At 71.3% G+C, this 17,520-nt stretch carries 10 protein-coding genes; 7 read left to right on the top strand and 3 right to left on the bottom strand.

All coding sequences use genetic code 11. The annotated features are described in order from the left end of the window. Nucleotides 1–175 precede the first annotated feature (175 nt). Together FXF60_RS03190 and FXF60_RS03185 are read left to right on the top strand one after the other, a co-directional pair. Nucleotides 176–2,026: a Na+/H+ antiporter gene (locus tag FXF60_RS03190; RefSeq protein WP_151523812.1), complete on the top strand. Its 1,851-nt coding sequence runs from the start codon at nucleotides 176–178 to the stop codon at nucleotides 2,024–2,026. A 13-nt stretch (nucleotides 2,027–2,039) separates the two neighbouring features. Beyond that, a complete protein-coding gene (locus FXF60_RS03185; RefSeq protein ID WP_151523811.1) occupies nucleotides 2,040–3,707 on the top strand; it encodes an NAD(P)/FAD-dependent oxidoreductase in 1,668 nt (555 codons plus the stop codon). Between the two features lie 29 nt (nucleotides 3,708–3,736). Here the strand turns inward: FXF60_RS03185 and FXF60_RS03180 are convergent, their stop codons facing one another. Beyond that, nucleotides 3,737–5,149: an MFS transporter gene (locus FXF60_RS03180; RefSeq protein WP_238335673.1), complete on the bottom strand. Its 1,413-nt coding sequence runs from the start codon at nucleotides 5,147–5,149 to the stop codon at nucleotides 3,737–3,739. A 284-nt stretch (nucleotides 5,150–5,433) separates the two neighbouring features. Between FXF60_RS03180 and FXF60_RS03175 the strand changes: the two genes are divergently transcribed. The 3 genes from FXF60_RS03175 (at nucleotide 5,434) to FXF60_RS03165 (ending at nucleotide 12,114) form a co-directional block, all read left to right on the top strand. Further along, nucleotides 5,434–8,541, top strand: a complete 3,108-nt coding sequence (locus FXF60_RS03175; RefSeq protein ID WP_151523809.1) for a hypothetical protein — start codon at nucleotides 5,434–5,436, stop codon at nucleotides 8,539–8,541. Between the two features lie 12 nt (nucleotides 8,542–8,553). Then, on the top strand, nucleotides 8,554–11,430 hold the full coding sequence (locus tag FXF60_RS03170) for a protein-arginine deiminase family protein (protein WP_151523808.1): 2,877 nt from the start codon (nucleotides 8,554–8,556) through the stop codon (nucleotides 11,428–11,430). A 246-nt stretch (nucleotides 11,431–11,676) separates the two neighbouring features. After that, entirely contained in the window at nucleotides 11,677–12,114 is a 438-nt protein-coding gene (locus FXF60_RS03165) for a hypothetical protein (RefSeq protein ID WP_151523807.1), read from the top strand. Nucleotides 12,115–12,200: 86 nt separating this feature from the next. Here FXF60_RS03165 and FXF60_RS03160 read toward each other — a convergent pair whose 3' ends face one another. Continuing rightward, nucleotides 12,201–13,490, bottom strand: coding sequence for a serine hydrolase domain-containing protein (locus FXF60_RS03160; RefSeq protein WP_151523806.1), 1,290 nt, complete (start codon nucleotides 13,488–13,490; stop codon nucleotides 12,201–12,203). A gap of 107 nt (nucleotides 13,491–13,597) precedes the next feature. After that, nucleotides 13,598–15,961, bottom strand: coding sequence for an excinuclease ABC subunit UvrA (locus FXF60_RS03155; RefSeq protein WP_151523805.1), 2,364 nt, complete (start codon nucleotides 15,959–15,961; stop codon nucleotides 13,598–13,600). Nucleotides 15,962–16,116: 155 nt separating this feature from the next. Here FXF60_RS03155 and FXF60_RS03150 point away from each other — a divergent pair, with 155 nt between their 5' ends. Next, entirely contained in the window at nucleotides 16,117–16,308 is a 192-nt protein-coding gene (locus FXF60_RS03150; RefSeq protein ID WP_238335672.1) for a substrate-binding domain-containing protein, read from the top strand. Nucleotides 16,309–16,507: 199 nt separating this feature from the next. Further along, entirely contained in the window at nucleotides 16,508–17,425 is a 918-nt protein-coding gene (locus tag FXF60_RS03145) for a hypothetical protein (RefSeq protein ID WP_151523803.1), read from the top strand. Nucleotides 17,426–17,520 lie beyond the last annotated feature (95 nt).

Here is a 17,520-nt window from a genome sequence, read left to right as displayed (position 1 = left end):
GTGGGCCGCCACGGACGGGGTGGGCTGGCCCCAGGCTAGCCACCCGCCAGGACTGCCGCCGGGTCAAGCCCGGATCCGGTGCTCCCCGGCCCCTCCCGCCCGAATTCGACCTCTGGAGTGTTCGCCATGGCGACGGAACCAGCGGTCGAATTCGGGCGAGGGGGAGAATGGGTCCGTGGAGATCGCTCTCGTGCTGGTGCTGCTGGCCCTCGTCGTCATCATCGGCGAGACCCTCTCGCAGCGCCTCGGCGCACCCGCCCCGCTGCTGCTCACCGTCATCGGCGTCGGCCTGTCCTTCCTGCCCGGGGTGCCGGAGATCCACCTGCAGCCGGAGATCGTGCTGATCGGGCTGCTGCCGCCGCTGCTCTACACCGCCTCGCTGTCGACCTCGCTGGTGGACCTCAAGGCCAACCTGCGCCCCATCATGCTGCTGTCCGTCGCGGCGGTCCTGGTCACGATGGTCGCCGTCGCGGTCGTCACCAAGGCCCTGCTGCCGGACATCGGCTGGCCGGTCGCGCTCGCCATCGGGGCGATCGTCGCGCCGCCCGACGCCGTGGCCGCGACCGCGGTGGGCCGGCGGATCGGGCTGCCGCGGCGGGTGGTCTCGGTGCTGGAGGGTGAGTCGCTGCTCAACGACGCGACGGCGCTGGTGGCGCTGCGCACCTCGATCGCCGCCATGGTCGGCGGGGTGAGCGCCTCCGGGGTGCTCGGCGACTTCCTCGTCGCCGCCGGCGGCGGGGTGCTCGTCGGCCTGGTCGTCTACAAGGTCGTGGCCTGGGTGCGTCGGCGGCTGCACGACCCGCTGCTGGACACCGCCGTCTCCTTCGTCACGCCGTTCGCGGCCTACCTGCTGGCGGAGACGATCTATGCCTCCGGCGTGATCAGCGTCGTCGTCGCGGGGCTGCTGCTCAGCCACCGCTCCTCCACCCTGCAGACCGCGCAGGGCCGGATCGTGGAGAGCACGACCTGGCGCACCATCTCGTTCCTGCTGGAGAACGTCGTCTTCCTGCTCATCGGTCTCCAGGCCCGGTGGATCGTCGAGGACCTGTCAGGCACCGATCTCGCGCTCGGGACGATCGTCGGGGTGCCCCTCGCCGTGCTGGTGACCGTCGTCGTCGTGCGCCTGGCCTGGGTGCACCTGACCCGGCCGCTGCTCGGCAGCCGGCTGGGCGACCGGCGCGAGCCGGCCGGTGCCGCCGAGACGACGCTGATCGGCTGGGCCGGGATGCGCGGGGTGGTCACCCTCGCGGCCGCCCTCATCCTGCCGGTGGACGCGCCCTACCGTGACCTGCTGCTGCTCGTGGCGCTCACGGTGGTCGCCGGCACGCTGCTGCTGCAAGGGCTCACCCTGCCCGCGCTGACCCGCGCCCTGCGGGTGCGGCCGCCGGACCCCGCCGACGACGCCCTGGCCCGGGCCACCCTGCTGCAGCAGGCGACGAGCGCCGGGCTGGCACGCCTGGAGGAGCTGGAGACGGCGGAGAACTCCGCCGTGGCCAGCACCATCCGGCAGCGGCTGGACCAGCGGACCTTCGCCGCGTGGGAGCAGCTGTCCACTACGGAGGGCCGGCAGACGCCCTCGGAAGCGTATGCCGAGCTGCGGCGGACGATGATCGTGCGCGAGCGGGAGCGGGTCCTGCACATCCGGGCCAAGGGGAAGGTGCCCTCCCCCGTGGTCCGCCAGGTGCTCGGCATGCTCGACCTCGAGGAGTCGATGATCGACTCCTCCACGACCGCCCGGGAGGACATCCGGGCCACCGGCAGCGACGGGCACCTGCAGTGCGCCGAGCTGCGGGCATACCCCGTCGCCGCGCGCGCGTCCGACCCCCGGTGCGAGCTGTGCGAGCGCGAGGGCATCGAGGTGGTCGCGCTGCGCCAGTGCCTGGAGTGCGGCCACGTGGCCTGCTGCGACTCCTCCCCCGCACAGCACGCCTCCGCCCACCACCGGGACACCGGGCACCCGGTCATGCAGTCGGCGGAGCCGGGCGAGAGCTGGCGCTGGTGCTACGTCCACCACCTTGCCACCTGACTAGGCTGCAACGGTGACCCACACGCCCGCCATCGTGGTCCTCTCCGGCTCGCACCTGGACACGCTGCTCACGCAGTTCGCGAGGTACAGCGGGGAGTACGCCGTCATCCCCACGAGCACGCCACTGGCCGCCAAGCAGCTCATCGGGACCATGGTCGCCGACGGCATCCCGATCGCGCTGCTGGTCGTCGACCACCCGGTGCAGGGCGTGGAGACCGAGCAGGTGCTCGCCAAGCTGCGCCACCTGGTGCCGACCGCGCGCAGGCTGGCCGTCTCGCACTGGGACCACTTCCGGCAGGGCGCGGTGGAGATGCGCACCCCCGTCGCCACCGGCGCCATCGACGCCTTCATGCTCATGCCGCGCGGCAAGCGGGACGAGGAGTTCCACGTCGCCGTCGGCGAGCTGCTGAACGACTGGAACGCCACGGTCGCCACGCCCGAGGTGGAGTCGATCCAGATCATCAACCCGGAGAAGGACGCGCTGACCCGCGAGCTGCTGGACTACCTGGGCCGGGTGGGCGCACCGACCGGGGTGCACACCCCGGAGAGCGAGGCGGGTCAGCAGGCGCTGGCGCGGCTGGACGAGGCGAGCCCGCAGTGGCCGGTCGTCGCGACCTACAACGGCGACGTGGGGTCGGTCCGGTCGGTCCGGGACGTCGCGACCCGGCTCTACGGCCGCCCCGACGAGATCGAGACCGAGCAGGTCGCGGATGTCGTGGTCGTCGGTGCCGGTCCGGCGGGGCTGGCCTCGGCGGTCTACGCCTCGAGCGAGGGGCTGCGCACGGTCGTGCTCGAGTCGGAGGCGATCGGGGGGCAGGCCGGGACCAGCTCGATGATCCGCAACTACCTCGGCTTCCCCCGTGGCATCTCCGGTATGCGCCTGGCCCAGCGGGCGCGGCTGCAGGCGATCCGCTTCGGCACCCAGTTCTACACCGGGTGGCCGGCGGTGGAGCTCGTCCCGGGGCGGGACGGGCAGCCGCACCGGGTGGTCACCGAGGGCGGTGACGTCAGGGCGCGCACGGTCGTCATCGCCACGGGTGTGGAGTACCGCCGGCTGGGCATCGACTCGCTCGAGGAGTTGGTCGGCCGTGGGGTCCACTACGGGGCGGCGATGGCGGCCTCCCGGGAGATGGAGGGCCGGGACGTCGTCGTCGTGGGCGGCGGCAACTCCGCCGGACAGGCCGCGGTCCACCTGGCCAGGTTCGCCCGGTCGGTGGCCGTCGTCGTGCGGCGCGACGACCTCTCGGCGACGATGTCGGCATACCTGATCAAGGAGCTGGACGCCAACCCCCGGATCACCGTCTACGGTCGGGCGCAGGTGGTCGACGGCGGGGGCGAGGACCGGCTGGAGTGGCTGGAGTTCGAGCACCGGGACAAGGAGCACCGCAAGCGGCTCGAGGTGGGCGGCCTCTTCCTGCTCATCGGGGCCGAGCCGCACTGCGACTGGCTGCCGCAGGAGCTGGCCCGCGACGAGCGCGGCTTCGTGCTCACCGGCCGGCAGGTGCCGCAGGAGAGGTGGGAGGAGGAGCTGCCGCCCACACCGCTGACGACCAGCGTCCCCGGCGTCTTCGCCGCGGGGGACATCCGCGCCGGGAGCATGAAGCGGGTGGCGTCGGCGACGGGTGAGGGCGCGTCCGTGGTGTCGCTCGTGCACGGCTACCTGGACGAGCAGCGCCGCTGAGGAGCGGCGCCGGTCGCCGCCTCCCGCGCTCAGCGACCGACCACAGCGGCGGGGACGCCGTCGTCGGGGAGGTCCTCGAGGGAGCCGTCCTCCGGCGGCGCTGCGGAGGTGTAGCTCCGCGACAGCGCCCGGTAGGCGGGCGAAGCCATCGCCAGCAGGGCCGCGGCGACCATGATCAGACCGGCGACCAGGAAGACCAGGGCGATGCCCCGTGCCTCGCCCTCGCCGAGGAGCCAGGCGACGGACTCCCGGCCCTCCGGCGAGCGCACCCACGGGAAGATCCAGAACTCGGCGAGCGGCGCGATGAGGAACGCGGTGACCGGTGCCGCCGCGGACTCCACCGCCATCGCCAGGCCGAAGACCCGGCCCTGCCGCCGCAGCGGCACCACGCGTTGGATGACCGTCTGCTCCGCCGCCTCGACGGCGGGGATGAGGCACAGGTAGACGAAGATGCCGAGGACGTAGAGCCAGGCCCACTCCCGGATCGTGAAGATGGCCCCGAGGAAGCCCATCACCATGACCGCCAGCAGCAGGGTGCGCATCGGGTTGGCGCCCAGGCCGGTCTTGGCGATGACCAGTCCGCCGACGATGAACCCGGTCGAGGCCACCCCGAAGACGATCCCCCACATCTCGACCGAGAACAGCTCCAGGCCGTAGGGGTCCATCAGCGCCATGTAGACGCCCCCGATGAGGTTGTTGAAGGTCGCGAAGAAGATGAGGGACAGCAGCCCGGGAGCGCTGCGGATCACCGCCAGCGACCCGGCCAGGTCGATCCTGCCGGGTGCGTCCCCCTCCTCCGACGCGGCCGGCACGACCTCCTGCGGCATCCGCAACGTGGCCAGGTGGGCCAGGCCCACGGCGATGAGGCCGATGGCGACGACGATCGTCCAGCCCATGCCGAGCAGCCCGATGGACAGCCCGGAGAGCACGCTGGTGGCGATGAAGGCGATGCCGTGCACGGAGCCGACCAGGCCGTTGGCGTTGGCGCGCCGCTCGTCCGGGATGAGGATCGTGACGCAGGTCGAGAGCGCGATGTTGCGCATGTGCTCGACCACCGCGCCGGCCAGGATGATGACCGACAGGGTCCAGAACCACGGCTGGGTGAGGTCGGTCATGTCCTCGTCCGGGATCGCGAGGTAGAGCAGCCCGGCCACGGTGAAGGCCACCAGCGTCACGGTGCTCGAGAAGCGCATCACCGGCAGCTTGCGGTGGTGATCGACCAGGGTGCCGAAGAAGACGCTGCTGAACGCGACCAGCAGCATGTAGGCGCCGCCGATGATCCCGGTCGCCATGACCGACCGGGTCTGCAGGTAGGCCCAGAAGGTCAGCCCGAACCACAGGTAGGACGTGGTGAGACCGGCGAGCGCGGTGTTCACCAGCAGGTGGTGGAAGGTGCGGTCGGGGTCGGTCCTGACGACCCCGGCCGTCTCGGTCGGACCCATACCGCGAACGTTACTGCCGGACCCTGACGGACCTTCCGGGGTTTTCTCGCTCATACCCCTTCCGACCCCGGCCGGGGCGGTGACTCATCGCAGGTCGTCGTCGACGACCACGGGCGCGTGGTCGCTCAGCCGCGCGCCCAGCCAGGCGCGGCCCAGGTCGCCTTCCCGGCCGGGCGGCTGACCAGCACGGTCCCTCGCGGAGCCCGGATGGTGGCCGCCGCGATGTATCTGGCGGCAGCCACCGGCACTCCTCCTCATGCGTCGCCGACCTGAGGAGGCCCACCGTGGAGACACTGTTCCGGTTCAACATCGTCCGCGAACCCAACCGCACGCCCGACGAGTCCGACCCGATCGACCTCACTGCCGAATCCGAGTTCCAGTCGGCCTGCGCGGCGATCCCCAACGGCGACACTCGGCACGACCAGTTACGCGCGCTCGCGGCGAAGTACGCCACCTCGGCGAAGTTCGTCGGCGACATCGCCGGCAACGCGACGACGGCCGGTCTCGACGCCGCGTCGACCGCGATCGACGAGCTGCTCGCCAACAACGACGCCCCCTCGCGCAGCGACGTCGAGACTGCCCTGACCGACGCCCTGGGAGGCGACCCTGCGGCATACCTCGACCGCGCCGGTCTCCCGGCACTGGAGGTGCGGGTCAAGGACTCCATCCTCGCGATCAAGCTCTCGGCGGCCCACCACAAGCTGCCGATCCGCCGGCTCGGCGCCGTCCTGCGTGCGCTTGAGTTCCTCCGTCGGTATGCCGCGAAGCCCGCCTTCCCGGAGTCGCGCGAGGACCTCGTCGCCGCGGCCCGCCGCGGACTTCGCGTACCCGGGCACGCGCTCCCGACGCGGCCGCCGACGCCGCCGCGCGCGACACCACCCGACCTGTCGGAGAAGCTCAAGGACCTCGTCTCGAGGCACACCGCCATCGACGCCGCCATCGGCGAGCTGCGCGCCATCCGCCCGGACGGCTTCGCGACCGTCGGCGTGCGCGAGCACCCAGCACTCATGCCCGACCCCAAGCTGCGGCCGACCCAGCTCTTCGCCGAGGAGGTGGCGATCCGCCAGGCCGCGTTGCGCAGCATCTTCGCCGCGTCGGGCAAGGACATCGGCAAGGACCGCCCCAACGTGCTCGGCGCCCTCGAAGCCCCGGCAGACGTGGTGCGACGGTCCTTCGAGAACTTCGCGATCGACCAGCTCGGCGTCACCGCGCCCAAGCTGGCTGCACCCTCCGGGGCACGCCTGGCCATCACCGGCTCGCCAGCCATGACTCCGGTCCTGCCCGGCCTGGTCGGCCTGCGCCTCACGCCGGAGACGGTCAAGGGCCTGAGCAAGGAGACCAAGGGGACGCTGAGCGACCTGGGCTACGACCCGAGCCAGCCGATCGCCCGCACGGTCGAGGCCCTCACCGCCGAGCGGCAGCAGATCCACGAGGCCGCGCAGTCGCTCGTGCCGCTCACCCAGAAGTCGTTCAAGACGATGGGCGGCACGTCCGTCGCGCTGACGTCCAAGCCGATGGCCTACATCCTGTCGTTCACGCCGGGCATGCTCCTCGACGCGGTCCGGCCGTTTCTGCCCGAGCGGGTGCCGACGAGCCACGCAGACATCGAGCCAGCCGGGATCATGGACCTCCTCCTCGTCAAGCAGCAGCTCACCGGGTATGCCGGTGCCGAGGTCTCGCACATCGCCACCATCCTCAAGGGTGAGAAGAAGGAGCGGACGCATCGCACCCGGCTCGAGACCGAGGTCATCACGCTCACCGAGCGGGAGGTCGAGACGACGACCGAGCGGTCGCTCGAGACGACCGACCGGTTCGAGATGCGTCGCGAGTCCGAGAAGGCGCTCCAGGAGGAGACCTCGGTCAAGGGCTCGGCCAGCCTCAAGGCGAGCTACGGACCAACCGTCGAGTTCCGCGCGTCCGTCGAGGCGTCGTGGCAGCGCAAGTCGCAGGAGGCCGAGAAGGCCGCGTCCGAAACCGCGCGGACCGTGACGCAGAAGGCGTCGGAGAAGGTCACCGAGCGGGTGCTGTCGCGCGAGACCCGGCGGATCACCCGCGAGGTCGAGAACATCGACCGCCACGGCTTCGACAACACCACCGGTGCCGGGCACGTGTCCGGCGTCTACCAGTGGGTCGAGAAGGTGTACGAAGCGCAGGTCTTCAATTACGGACCGCGCACGATCTACGACCTCATGGTCCCCGAGCCGGCCGCGATGCTCATGGAGGCGTTCAGGACTCGGCGCTCGGCCTCGCTCGAACTGGAGAAGCCGGCCACGTTCGAGATCACGCCGCGTCAGCTCACGCCGGACAACTACCAGACCTACGTGCGCGAGTACCTTGCGACCGACGTCGCCCCGCCCCCGCAGCCCTACGTGACGTCCGCCTACGACTACAACACCGGTGGTGAGGACAAGGACCAGGAGTTCACGAACTCGACCCGGGTCGAGGTACCGGCCGGCTACCGAGCGATCCGCGCCACCGTCGGCCAGGTCGTCACGGTCTGGGACGACTGGGCGGTGGACGTCGTCATCGGTCAGCGCGCGCACCGGTTCTCCGGCGGCGGCAATGTCTGGTCGACCTCGCTCGACGAGGAGACCGGAGCCGTGCCGTTCGCGATGGTCACCGACCGGGTCGGCGACGTCGCCATCGCCGTCGAGGTCATCTGCGAGGCGACGAACCGCGCCTTCGACCTCTGGCGGGCCGACACCCACGCCAAGCTCACCCAGGCCTACAAGGCACGGCTGTCCGAGTACGAAGCGCGGCTCGCCGAGCTCCAGGCATCGGCCCCGGCGGAGATCCAGAGCGGGCCGTCGGCAAAGAACCGCGCCCTCATGCTCGACGAGATCAAGCGGCTCGCGATCTCCACGCTCACCCTCCAGCACTTCGACGCGTTCGACGCCATCGACTCCGGGAGTGCGGGGCTGCCGGAGATCGCCTTCGCGGAGGCGACCACCGAGGGCGCGTACGCGCGGTTCTTCGAGCAGGCCTTCGAGTGGGAGAACGTCTCGTGGGTGCCCTACTCCTACTTCTGGGGGCGCAAGGAAGGTTGGCTCGACAAGCTCGTCATCGAGGACGACGACGCCGACTACGAGGCCTTCCTCAAGGCCGGCGCGGTCCGGGTCCAGCTGCCCGTGCGCCCCGGCTTCGAGGCCGCCGTCGACCACTTCCGGCTCTTCGGCGACCCGTGGATGGGCGGCTCGCTGCCGCCGATCTCGGATGACACCTACCTGCCCATCGCGGACGAGCTCACCGAACGGCTCGGCCGTCCCGGTGACGAGATCCCCGTCGGCGACCCGTGGGAGGTGCGTGTGCCGACCTCGCTCGTGCGGCTGCGCGCCGACGACTCGCTGCCGACGTGGTCCAAGCAGCCGGACGGCTCCTGGGTCGAGAACTGAGGCAGAGCCGACATGACGGGCCGACTCGAGCTCCATGCCGACTTCGACCGGGACGGGCTCCTCACGAGCAGCGCGGACGAGCGGTCGGCGAGGCTCGCCCACCCGGGGTGCATCGTGGTCCCCAACCTCGACCGCGACCAGCGAGCCCTCTCGGGCTCGGTCGGCGGTGGGAGTGGCGGCGACCCGACGCCGGACTACGACCTGGCCACCGCCTTCACCCGCGACGACGAGCTGGTGCCGATCCAGATCCGGGTGCTTGCAGGCGGAGGGCCGGGCCCGGGCGAGGAACTCGTCGCGCACCTACCGGGGATGCTCATGCACACCCGGGTGCGCCTGTCCGACTCGACCGGTGTCATCGTGCCGCACCGGCTCGGCCGGCCGGACACCTACGTCCTTCCGTCCGTCCCGACATCGGGTGTCCTCGACCTCACCCTCCAGGTGAGGACCATCGCGGGCGCGTCGTTCGGGCGACTCGCGAGTATCGACACGGCATACCGGGCCGTCGACGTCGCCGATGACAGGTTCATCCTCGCGATCGGGTACGAGCGGCCGGACGGGACCTTCACCGAGGAGGATCGGGGATGCTTCTCGGTGGCACCGGCGATCCTCGACGACTGCCTGGCTCCGGCCACACGCGTGTATGCCGCGTCGGTGCCGGGCAATGCTCCCTCCCTCGCCGATCTGCGGCGAGCTGCGAGCGCCGCAGGCGTCCCCGTCGTCGAGGTCCCCGAGTCGCTGAACTCCGGTGATGCCTGGCTGCAGGACCAGTTCCAGCACGCGCACGTCGAGGGTCCGAGCGGGTTCCGCCAACTCGTCCTGCACCTGCCCCGAATGGCCAGCAACAGCGCCGTCGGGCCGGATGCTGCCAACCTCAGGGGCTTCGTCGACAGCCACTTCCGGTCGGCCGACCTCGGGGTCTATGCGGGGCTGTGGAGGCGGGAGCTGCCCGTGTCGACGGCATCCGGCGGAGTCGCGCGGTTCACGCCGGTCACGCTCGCCGAGGTCCTCGTCGCCGTCGCGAGGGTCGCTGACCTGCCCCGGCTCTTCCTCCAGTCGGCGTCCGTCCTCACGAGCGCCGCCTCGAGTAGCTCGGGATCCTCGGGGGGCTCGGGGACGCCGAGCGGGCCGTCCGTGACGTTCACCGAGGACTGGGTCGCGACGGTGCGCGCCATCCCCGACAACCTGCGGACCATCGACGACCTCGCCACTGCGGCCAAGTCGGCCGCGCCGAGCCTGCGGCGCGAGGCCGATGTCGACGCCCTCGTCGCGGAGGTCCGTCGTCAGGTCGCGGAGGCCCTGCGCGGCGTCACCGTCGCGGGTCCACAGGGTCGGGCGACGGTGACCCTGCCCGTGTCGGGGTCCGCCGTGGCCTTCTCCGAGGAGATCGCTCGCAAGGTGGTCACCCGAGCCGAGCAGATGCAGGGCTCGGCCGTCTACGGCGGCAACATCGAGTCGACCCCTCCGGTCCCGGGCGCCGACCTCGGCAAGATCCTGCTGGGCAACCGCTCCCTCCAGGGCGGTGCCGAGTTCATGGACCCGGACGTCCTGCGCCTGCTCGTCGCGCAGCGACGCCAACCGATCGTCGAGCTCGACACAACTTGGCTCGACGTCGGTCACGTCGATGAGATGTTCGCCGTCGTGCCCCGCCCCAGCAGCGGCTTCGCCGTGCTGCACGCCTCGTCGGCGATGGCGCTCGCGCTCCTGCGGGAGGCGAGTCGCCTCCAGATGACCGGCCTGCCCATCGAGGACCCCGACAGCAGCCTGCGTCGACCGTCCGGCGTCCTACCCCGCCTCATGGACGGCGGGCCACACCCGGTGACGCGCCTCTTCCGGGGCAAGATGTGGAAGCACCTTGTCGGCTCCGCTCGCCCCGGTGGACCGAACACTGACGTGCAGCCGCCGCGGATCTTCCAGAACCTCACGTTCGAGTTCGGCGACTCGGATGCGTTCAACGTCCACCCGATCGGCATGGTGCGCGGGGCGGGCGAGCGTTACTACCGCGCCGACATCACACCGGCCGAGATCCTGTGGTGCGAGACCGACAGCCGGGGCGACAGCACCCAGGAGATCCTCGACACATCGGTCCTCGAGCCGAGCCGACAGCTCCTGCGCTCCGAGCTGGGGGCTCCCGTCCTCCCGCTCCCCGTCCTCTGGGACGCGGTGCCGGACCTCACGGCATACCGGCCCTGGCCCCCACCCGGATCGCTGCGCACGCCCACGTCCGCCTTCTCCCCGGACTGCGCCAACCTCGTCGTGCTCGGGAGCCACCTGCTCGTGCCGAAGCCCTACGGGCCGCGGATGCTCGTCGACGACGCGGTCCAGGTCGTGCGCACAGTGATGGAAGGTGTCGACGGGCTGGAATCTGCACGGTCCCGGGTGGGGCGCCGTCTCATCTCCGCCCGGCGGATGACGCGCGAGACGACCTGGGTGCGGCGGCAGTCCCCGGCGTATGACGAGACACCGAGCGGCACCATCCGGCGCAGCTACGGCGGGATGCAGGACGTGGACGACCTCGTCGCCGTCTTCAAGGACAGCTTCCCGGGGCAGTCGGCGGAGGAGGTTGGGCGGCGGTTGCGACGGGCCAATGCCGGGGCGCTCGACGGGCGCGGGCTGCTCCGCGACGAGTTCTCCAGGATCCGCGTCGCCGACGGGATGGTTGACCTCTTCGAGCTCTTCATCGCTGCTGTCGTCGAGGACCTCGGGCTCACCCTCCACTTCATCGACTCGTGGTACTACCACCTGCACATGGGCCAGATCCACTGCGGCACCAACGTGCTGCGGCGTCCGACGAGGGCCGGACGACCGCGAGTGTGGGACGTGCCGGAGTGGACCGGCTTCCGGGCGCGGACGGTGATCTTCGAGGACGATCCGGTCACGGCGGCCCCATGACGTGGGTGGTGCACCGACACGCTGTCCCGTGCCACGTTGACCCTCGCCGCCATCCACGCCCAGGTCGGGCACACGCGCACCGCCATCCACGCCCAGGTCGGGCACACGCGCACGCTGTCGCGATGCTACGGACCGGCCGCACGGTTTGCGCCGACCGACCGCACGGTCTGCGCTGACCGACCGCACGGTCTGCGCTGACCGGCCGCACGGTTTGCGCCGACCGCGCTGCGGGCGCACGGTAGACCCATGAGCGACCACCTCTACGAGGACGAGAGCGGCACCCGTGACTACAGCCTGGAGCAGGAGGCGGAGGCCGAGGTGAACCTGGACGAGCCCGACGCCACCGCGGACGTGGCGTGGAGCCCCCCGGAGCGGCGGCCGGTGAGCTCGGAGTTCGCCGACGACGACGCGGCCGAGGAGACCATCGACCAGCGGATCTCCCAGGAGGTCCCGGAGGAGGGCACGTCCTACGGCCGCCCGGAGGTCGGTGGCGAGGACACCGCCGGCGACCGCGAGCCGGAGCTGCTCGGCGGTGACGACCCGGACGCGATCCCGGCCGACCAGGACGTGCTCGGTGGTGACGCCGACCTCGAGCTGGAGCAGCCAGCGGCGAGGTCCGGCGACCCCGCCGAGGAGGCCGCCATGCACCTCAGCGAGGGCGACGAGGGCGAGGACCGTCCCTGACCTGCAGAACGTGCGGCCGGTCCACGCAAACCGTGCGGCCGGTCGACGCAGACCGTGCGGCCGGTCGACGCAAACCGTGCGGCCGGTCAGCAGGTGGCGAGCAGCATCGGGATCAGCGCGTCGTTGATGTCGTAGAGCGCGTCCTGGCCCACGGTCAGGTCCCGACCCGTCACCCCGAGGGCCAGCTGGCGTGACCCGTCCCGCGAGGCGAAGGTCAGGCTCAGGCTGCCGAAGGACGCGCCGTCGTGGCCGTAGAGGAACTCGCCCGGCCGGCACGGATCGGGCAGCGCATACATGCCGAGCCCGTAGTTCATCGGGTTCGCCGACGACGGGGCGAGCATCTGCTCGACCGTCGCCGGGGAGACCAGGTCACCGCCGAGCAGCGACGTGGTCAGGTCGGACAGGTCCTCCACCGTGGCGACGGCGGCGCCGCTGTGCGAGAAGACATCCGGGTCGAAGGTGTCCAGGTCGATCCAGCCGCGCTCGTCGACGAACATCGCCTCGTGCAGCGCGGCGCCCTGCAGCCCCGGCTCCTCCGGGTAGCGGCTCTGGCCCATCCCCGCCGGTCGACGGATCCGCTCGGTGACCAGCGTGCCGACGTCGGTGCCGGTGGCCTCCTCCAGCAGCATGCCGAGGGCGACGTAACCGGTGTTGGAGTAGCTGTAGGCCTCGCCCGGCTCGGAGGCCCACGGCACGGCGTTGACTGCGTCGACGTGCTCGGCGTCGGCGTAGTCGCGGCTGATCGCGGTCACGAAGTCGTCCCAGTCCTCCGGGTCCTCGACGTAGGGAAGGATCAGCTCGTTGGTGCCGCGCGGCATACCAGAGGTGTGGCTGAGCAGGTGCCGGATCGTCACCTCCGGGTGGTCGGGGAACAACCCGGGTATGACGTCGTCGGCCGGGGTGTCGAGGGTCCAGGTCCCGGCCTCCACCTCCTGCATCACCAGCGTGGCGATCATCGTCTTGGTGTTGCTGGCGACGCGCAGCGGGCTGCGCTCGAGCGCCGGCGCGTCGCCGTCCAGGCTCCGCGTTCCGGCGGACCCGGCCCACCGCAGCGTCGGGGTCTCCACCCTCGCCGTGACGCCGATGGCGCCGTCGGCGACGAGCTGCTCCACGCCGGCCTCCAGCGTCGGCTGCGGACTGCGCGGCACCCGCGCCGGGCCGGGGAGCTCACCGGACGCGGACCGCCGCGCCTGGGTCGCCCGGGCCGTGGCGGCGGCGTCCCGGATGGCCGACCGCAGCTCCTCGTCCCGCTCGGCGGCCATGGACGCGGGCGTCGCCCGGTCGTCGGAATCCCCCGTGGTCGGTGCCGCGGTCGTCGCGGCCGGTATGCCGGCGAGCACGAGGCTCAGGGCGATGGTCGAGGTGCGTCGGTGCATGGTGGATCCCTCCCGGTCATGGATGAACCGATGCCTGCCAGCCTGCCCCCATGAGGCGCTGCGCGCCTCCGTCCGCAGCACGACATCGCTCCGCCGCGAGGATGAGATCAGGAGCTGGCGCCCACCCACTCCTGCAGGTGCTCGGCGGTCAGTGTGGCGCCGCTCGCGACCATCTCGGCGGGGGTGCCCTGGAAGACGACCTCTCCCCCGTCGTGCCCGGCCCCTGGGCCGATGTCGATCACGTGGTCGGCGTTCGCGACCACCGCCAGGTTGTGCTCGATGACGATGAGGCTGTGACCCTGCTCGACTAGGGTGTGCAGCATCGTCACCAGCCGCTCGGTGTCGGCCAGGTGCAGCCCGGCCGTCGGCTCGTCCAGGACGATCGTGGTGCCCTTGCCGCCGAGCTGGGAGGCGAGCTTGAGCCGCTGCCGCTCACCGCCGGACAGAGTGGTCAGGGGTTGTCCGAGCCGCAGGTACCCCAGGCCCACGTCGACCAGCCGGGCGAGGATGCCCTGCGCCTTGCCGGTGGTGAAGACCTCGGCGGCCTGCGCGATCGAGAGGTCGAAGACCTCGGCGATGTTCAGCCCGTGCAACGTGTGCTCCAGCACGTCCTCGCGGAACCGCTGACCACCGCACGTCTCGCACCGGGACGGACCGCCCACCAGCATGCCCTGCTCGGGGTAGATGACGCCCTGCCCGTTGCAGGCGGGGCAGGCCCCCTCGGAGTTGGGGGAGAACAGCGCGGCCTTGACGCCGTTCTCCTTCGCGAAGACGGTGCGGATCGGGTCGAGCAGGCCGGAGTAGGTGGCCGGGTTGGACCGGCGCGACCCACGGATCGCCGACTGGTCCACGATGAGGACGTCCTCGCGGCCGCCCAACGATCCGTGGACGAGGGAGCTCTTGCCCGACCCCGCCACCCCGGTGATGGCCACCAGGACCCCGGTGGGGATGTCGACGTCGACGTCCTTGAGGTTGTGCGTGGAGGCCCGCCTGATCTCCAGGACCCCGGCGGGCTCACGGACCTCCTCGCCCGGGCGCAACGGCATCCGGTGGTCCAGGTAGTGCCCGGTCGTCGTGGCGGAGGCGCGCAGGCCGGCGACGTCGCCCTCGAAGGTGATCTCGCCCCCGTCGTTGCCGGCACCCGGGCCGATGTCGATGACGTGGTCCGCCGCCTCGATGACCTCCGGCTTGTGCTCGACCACGAGGATGGTGTTGCCCTTGTCCCGCAGCGACTCCAGCAGCGCGATCATCCGGCGGATGTCGTGCGGGTGCAGGCCCACGGTGGGCTCGTCGAAGACGTAGGTGACATCGGTGAGCGCGCTGCCCAGCTGCCGGATCATCTTGACCCGTTGCGCCTCGCCGCCGGAGAGGGTCCCTGCCTCCCGGTCCAGGGAGAGATAGCCCAGGCCGATCTCGGTGAACGCGTCGAGCATCGCGGCGAGGTTGGCCAGCAGCGGCCCCACCGAGGAGTCCGAGATGCCGCGGACCCACTCCGCCAGATCGCTGACCTGCATCGCGGTGCACTCGGGGATGGTCGTGCCGGCGACCTTCGCGGTGCGGGCCGCCTCGTTCAGCCGGGTGCCGCCGCACTCGGAGCACGGGCCGGTCGTCGCGACCCGCTCCTTGAACTCGATCATGTGCTTCTGCTTCGGCTCCCGGTCGCCGAAGAGGGTGCGCCGGATCCGCACCACCAGGCCCTCGTAGGTGAGGTTGATCCCGGCGAACTTCACCTTGGTGGGTTCCTGGTACATCAACCAGTGCCACTCCCGCTCGGAGTAGTCCCCGAGCGCCTTGTCCATGTCGAGCTTGCCCCCCGCCGCGGCCCCCTCGTCGCCGTACATCTTCCAGCCCCAGGTGCCGACGCCGTAGCCCGGGACGAGGATGGCTCCCTCGTTGAGCGACAGGGACCGGTCGACGACGACGTCCTCGTCGATCGCAGCCTGGTGGCCCAGCCCTTCGCAGACCGGGCACATGCCGCCGATGAACTCGAACGTCGCGACCTCGCCCTTGGGCGGTTTGCCGTCCTTCTCCACGAGCAGCCGCCCGCTGCCGCTCGCCGAGGCGAGGTTGAAGGAGAAGGCCGAGCTGGGGCCGACGTGCGGCTCGGACAGGCGGCTGAAGAGGATCCGGAGCAGGGCATACGCGTCGGTGGCGGTGCCCACCGTGGACCGGGCGTTGGCCCCGAGCCGCTCCTGGTCGACGACGATGGCGGCGGACAGGCCGTCCAGCTCCTCCACCTCGGGCCGGCTGGTCACCGGCATGAAGGACTGCAGGAAGGCGGAGTAGGTCTCGTTGATCAACCGCTGGCTCTCGGCCGCCACGGTCCCGAAGACCAGGCTCGACTTGCCGGACCCGGAGACCCCGGAGAAGACGGTCATCCGGCGCTTGGGGATGTCGACGTCGACGTCCTTGAGGTTGTTGACCCGTGCTCCGCGGACCCGGATCACGTCGTGGCTGTCGGCAGGGTGCATGGGCTGATCGTGCCACGGCCGGTCACCGGCCACGGTGCACCGATCACCCCGGACCAACGTCGGCCTAGCAGAACCCTCATCGGGAAGTTCGCCGATGAAGGTTGTGCTATGCCGACCACACTCCCGATTCAGGGGAGGGGCCGACGGAGACGTCGTTGCACACCTGCGTCATCGACGACTCCAGCTGGGCGCGTCGGTGCCAGCCCGCACTCACCACGGTGCGCCAGCCTGCGCGCGGTCTCGGTGCGGCTGCCGCCCAGCTGGTGCTGGACCAGCTCGCCGGGGTGAACGTCGGGTCGGAGGGCCGCCTGCTCCCCACCGAGGTCGTGGCGCGCGACTCGGCCTGAGGGCGCGACGGCATACCGGACCTGCTAGCGACCGGACGGTCAGCCCATCCCGGTGCCCACCTCCCCACCGACCGGCCCGTCGTCCGATCGACGTGCAAGGATCGGACTCGTGGATGCGCGAGGTCTCGACTATGCGCCCCTGACGAGCTCTCCGGGCCTGGCCAGCCGTATTCGTGGGATCGGGCAGGAGAACCGCCTGGTGATGGCGTCTGTGGTCGCCGGGCTTCTCGTCGCGGTCCCGGTCGTGGTGTTCGTGGCCATGCTGGCCGTCGGCCAGGGGGTGCTCGGCGCCCCGATCTTCGTCGTCGTGTTCTTCCTCGCCATCGGCGGCTATGTCTGGTTCGACCTGCTGCGGCAGTCCTCCGGCGGCGACCGACTCGCCGAGTTCGGCCGGGCCAACCACCTGATCATCGTGCGCAGCGTGTTCGTGCCGCACTATGCCGGCAGCACGTTCGGTGCAGGCAGGGCGTCGGTGCTGCGCAGCGTCCGCACCCGCGATCCCCACTTCCTCGAGGTGGGCGACCGGCTTCCAGCCACCGCTCCGCGCGCCCGCCTGATGCAACCGAGCGGCCGTGCCCAGGTCGAGCCCCACCAGGCCGAGGTCTTCCTGCGTGCGCGTCTCGCAGGCCGCGTCGCGAAGCGCACCACGAGCGAACGCGACGTCGTGCCGCCGGAGGTGCTCGGCGACCTCGCGCGATTCGCCGGCCGTTACACCGTCGAAGTCACGGGCGACGAGCTGACCGTCTTCGGCAGCCGACCCCTCGGGCCCACGACGCCGGGTCGGGTCCACGAGGCCTTCTCCCTCACCGCCGCCCTCGCCAACCACGTCAACCAGACCCTGGTCACCGAGCCGGCTGCGGATCCACGGCCCTCCGAGGACGCCGACCAGCGTGCCCCGCGGCGTGGTCCGCTCGCCACCATCCTGGTCACCCTCGCGCTGCTGATCCTCGGGCCGCTGCTGATCGCGGTGGTGATGGCCAACCTGGGAGACCGCATCGACAACCGAGGCGCGGCCATCGTGATCGTCGGAGTGCTCATCGCCGTGCTCTTCGCCGTCATCGGAGGGCTGCTGCGGTGGTTGAACGCACCCGGACGCCGCGGCTCCGGGACCACCTGAGCCACGCGACCCGGCACACTGGCGGCACGGCCTTCCCGAAGGAAGTGTGGCGCCAGATCTGGTCCGACAACCCCGCCCGCCCCGGACCAGCCGCT

It is taken from the genome of Serinicoccus kebangsaanensis, assembly GCF_008919445.1.
Taxonomy (GTDB): domain Bacteria; phylum Actinomycetota; class Actinomycetes; order Actinomycetales; family Dermatophilaceae; genus Ornithinicoccus; species Ornithinicoccus kebangsaanensis.
Note: the sequence above shows the minus strand (reverse complement) of the source record. Positions and strands in the feature narration are given on the sequence as shown.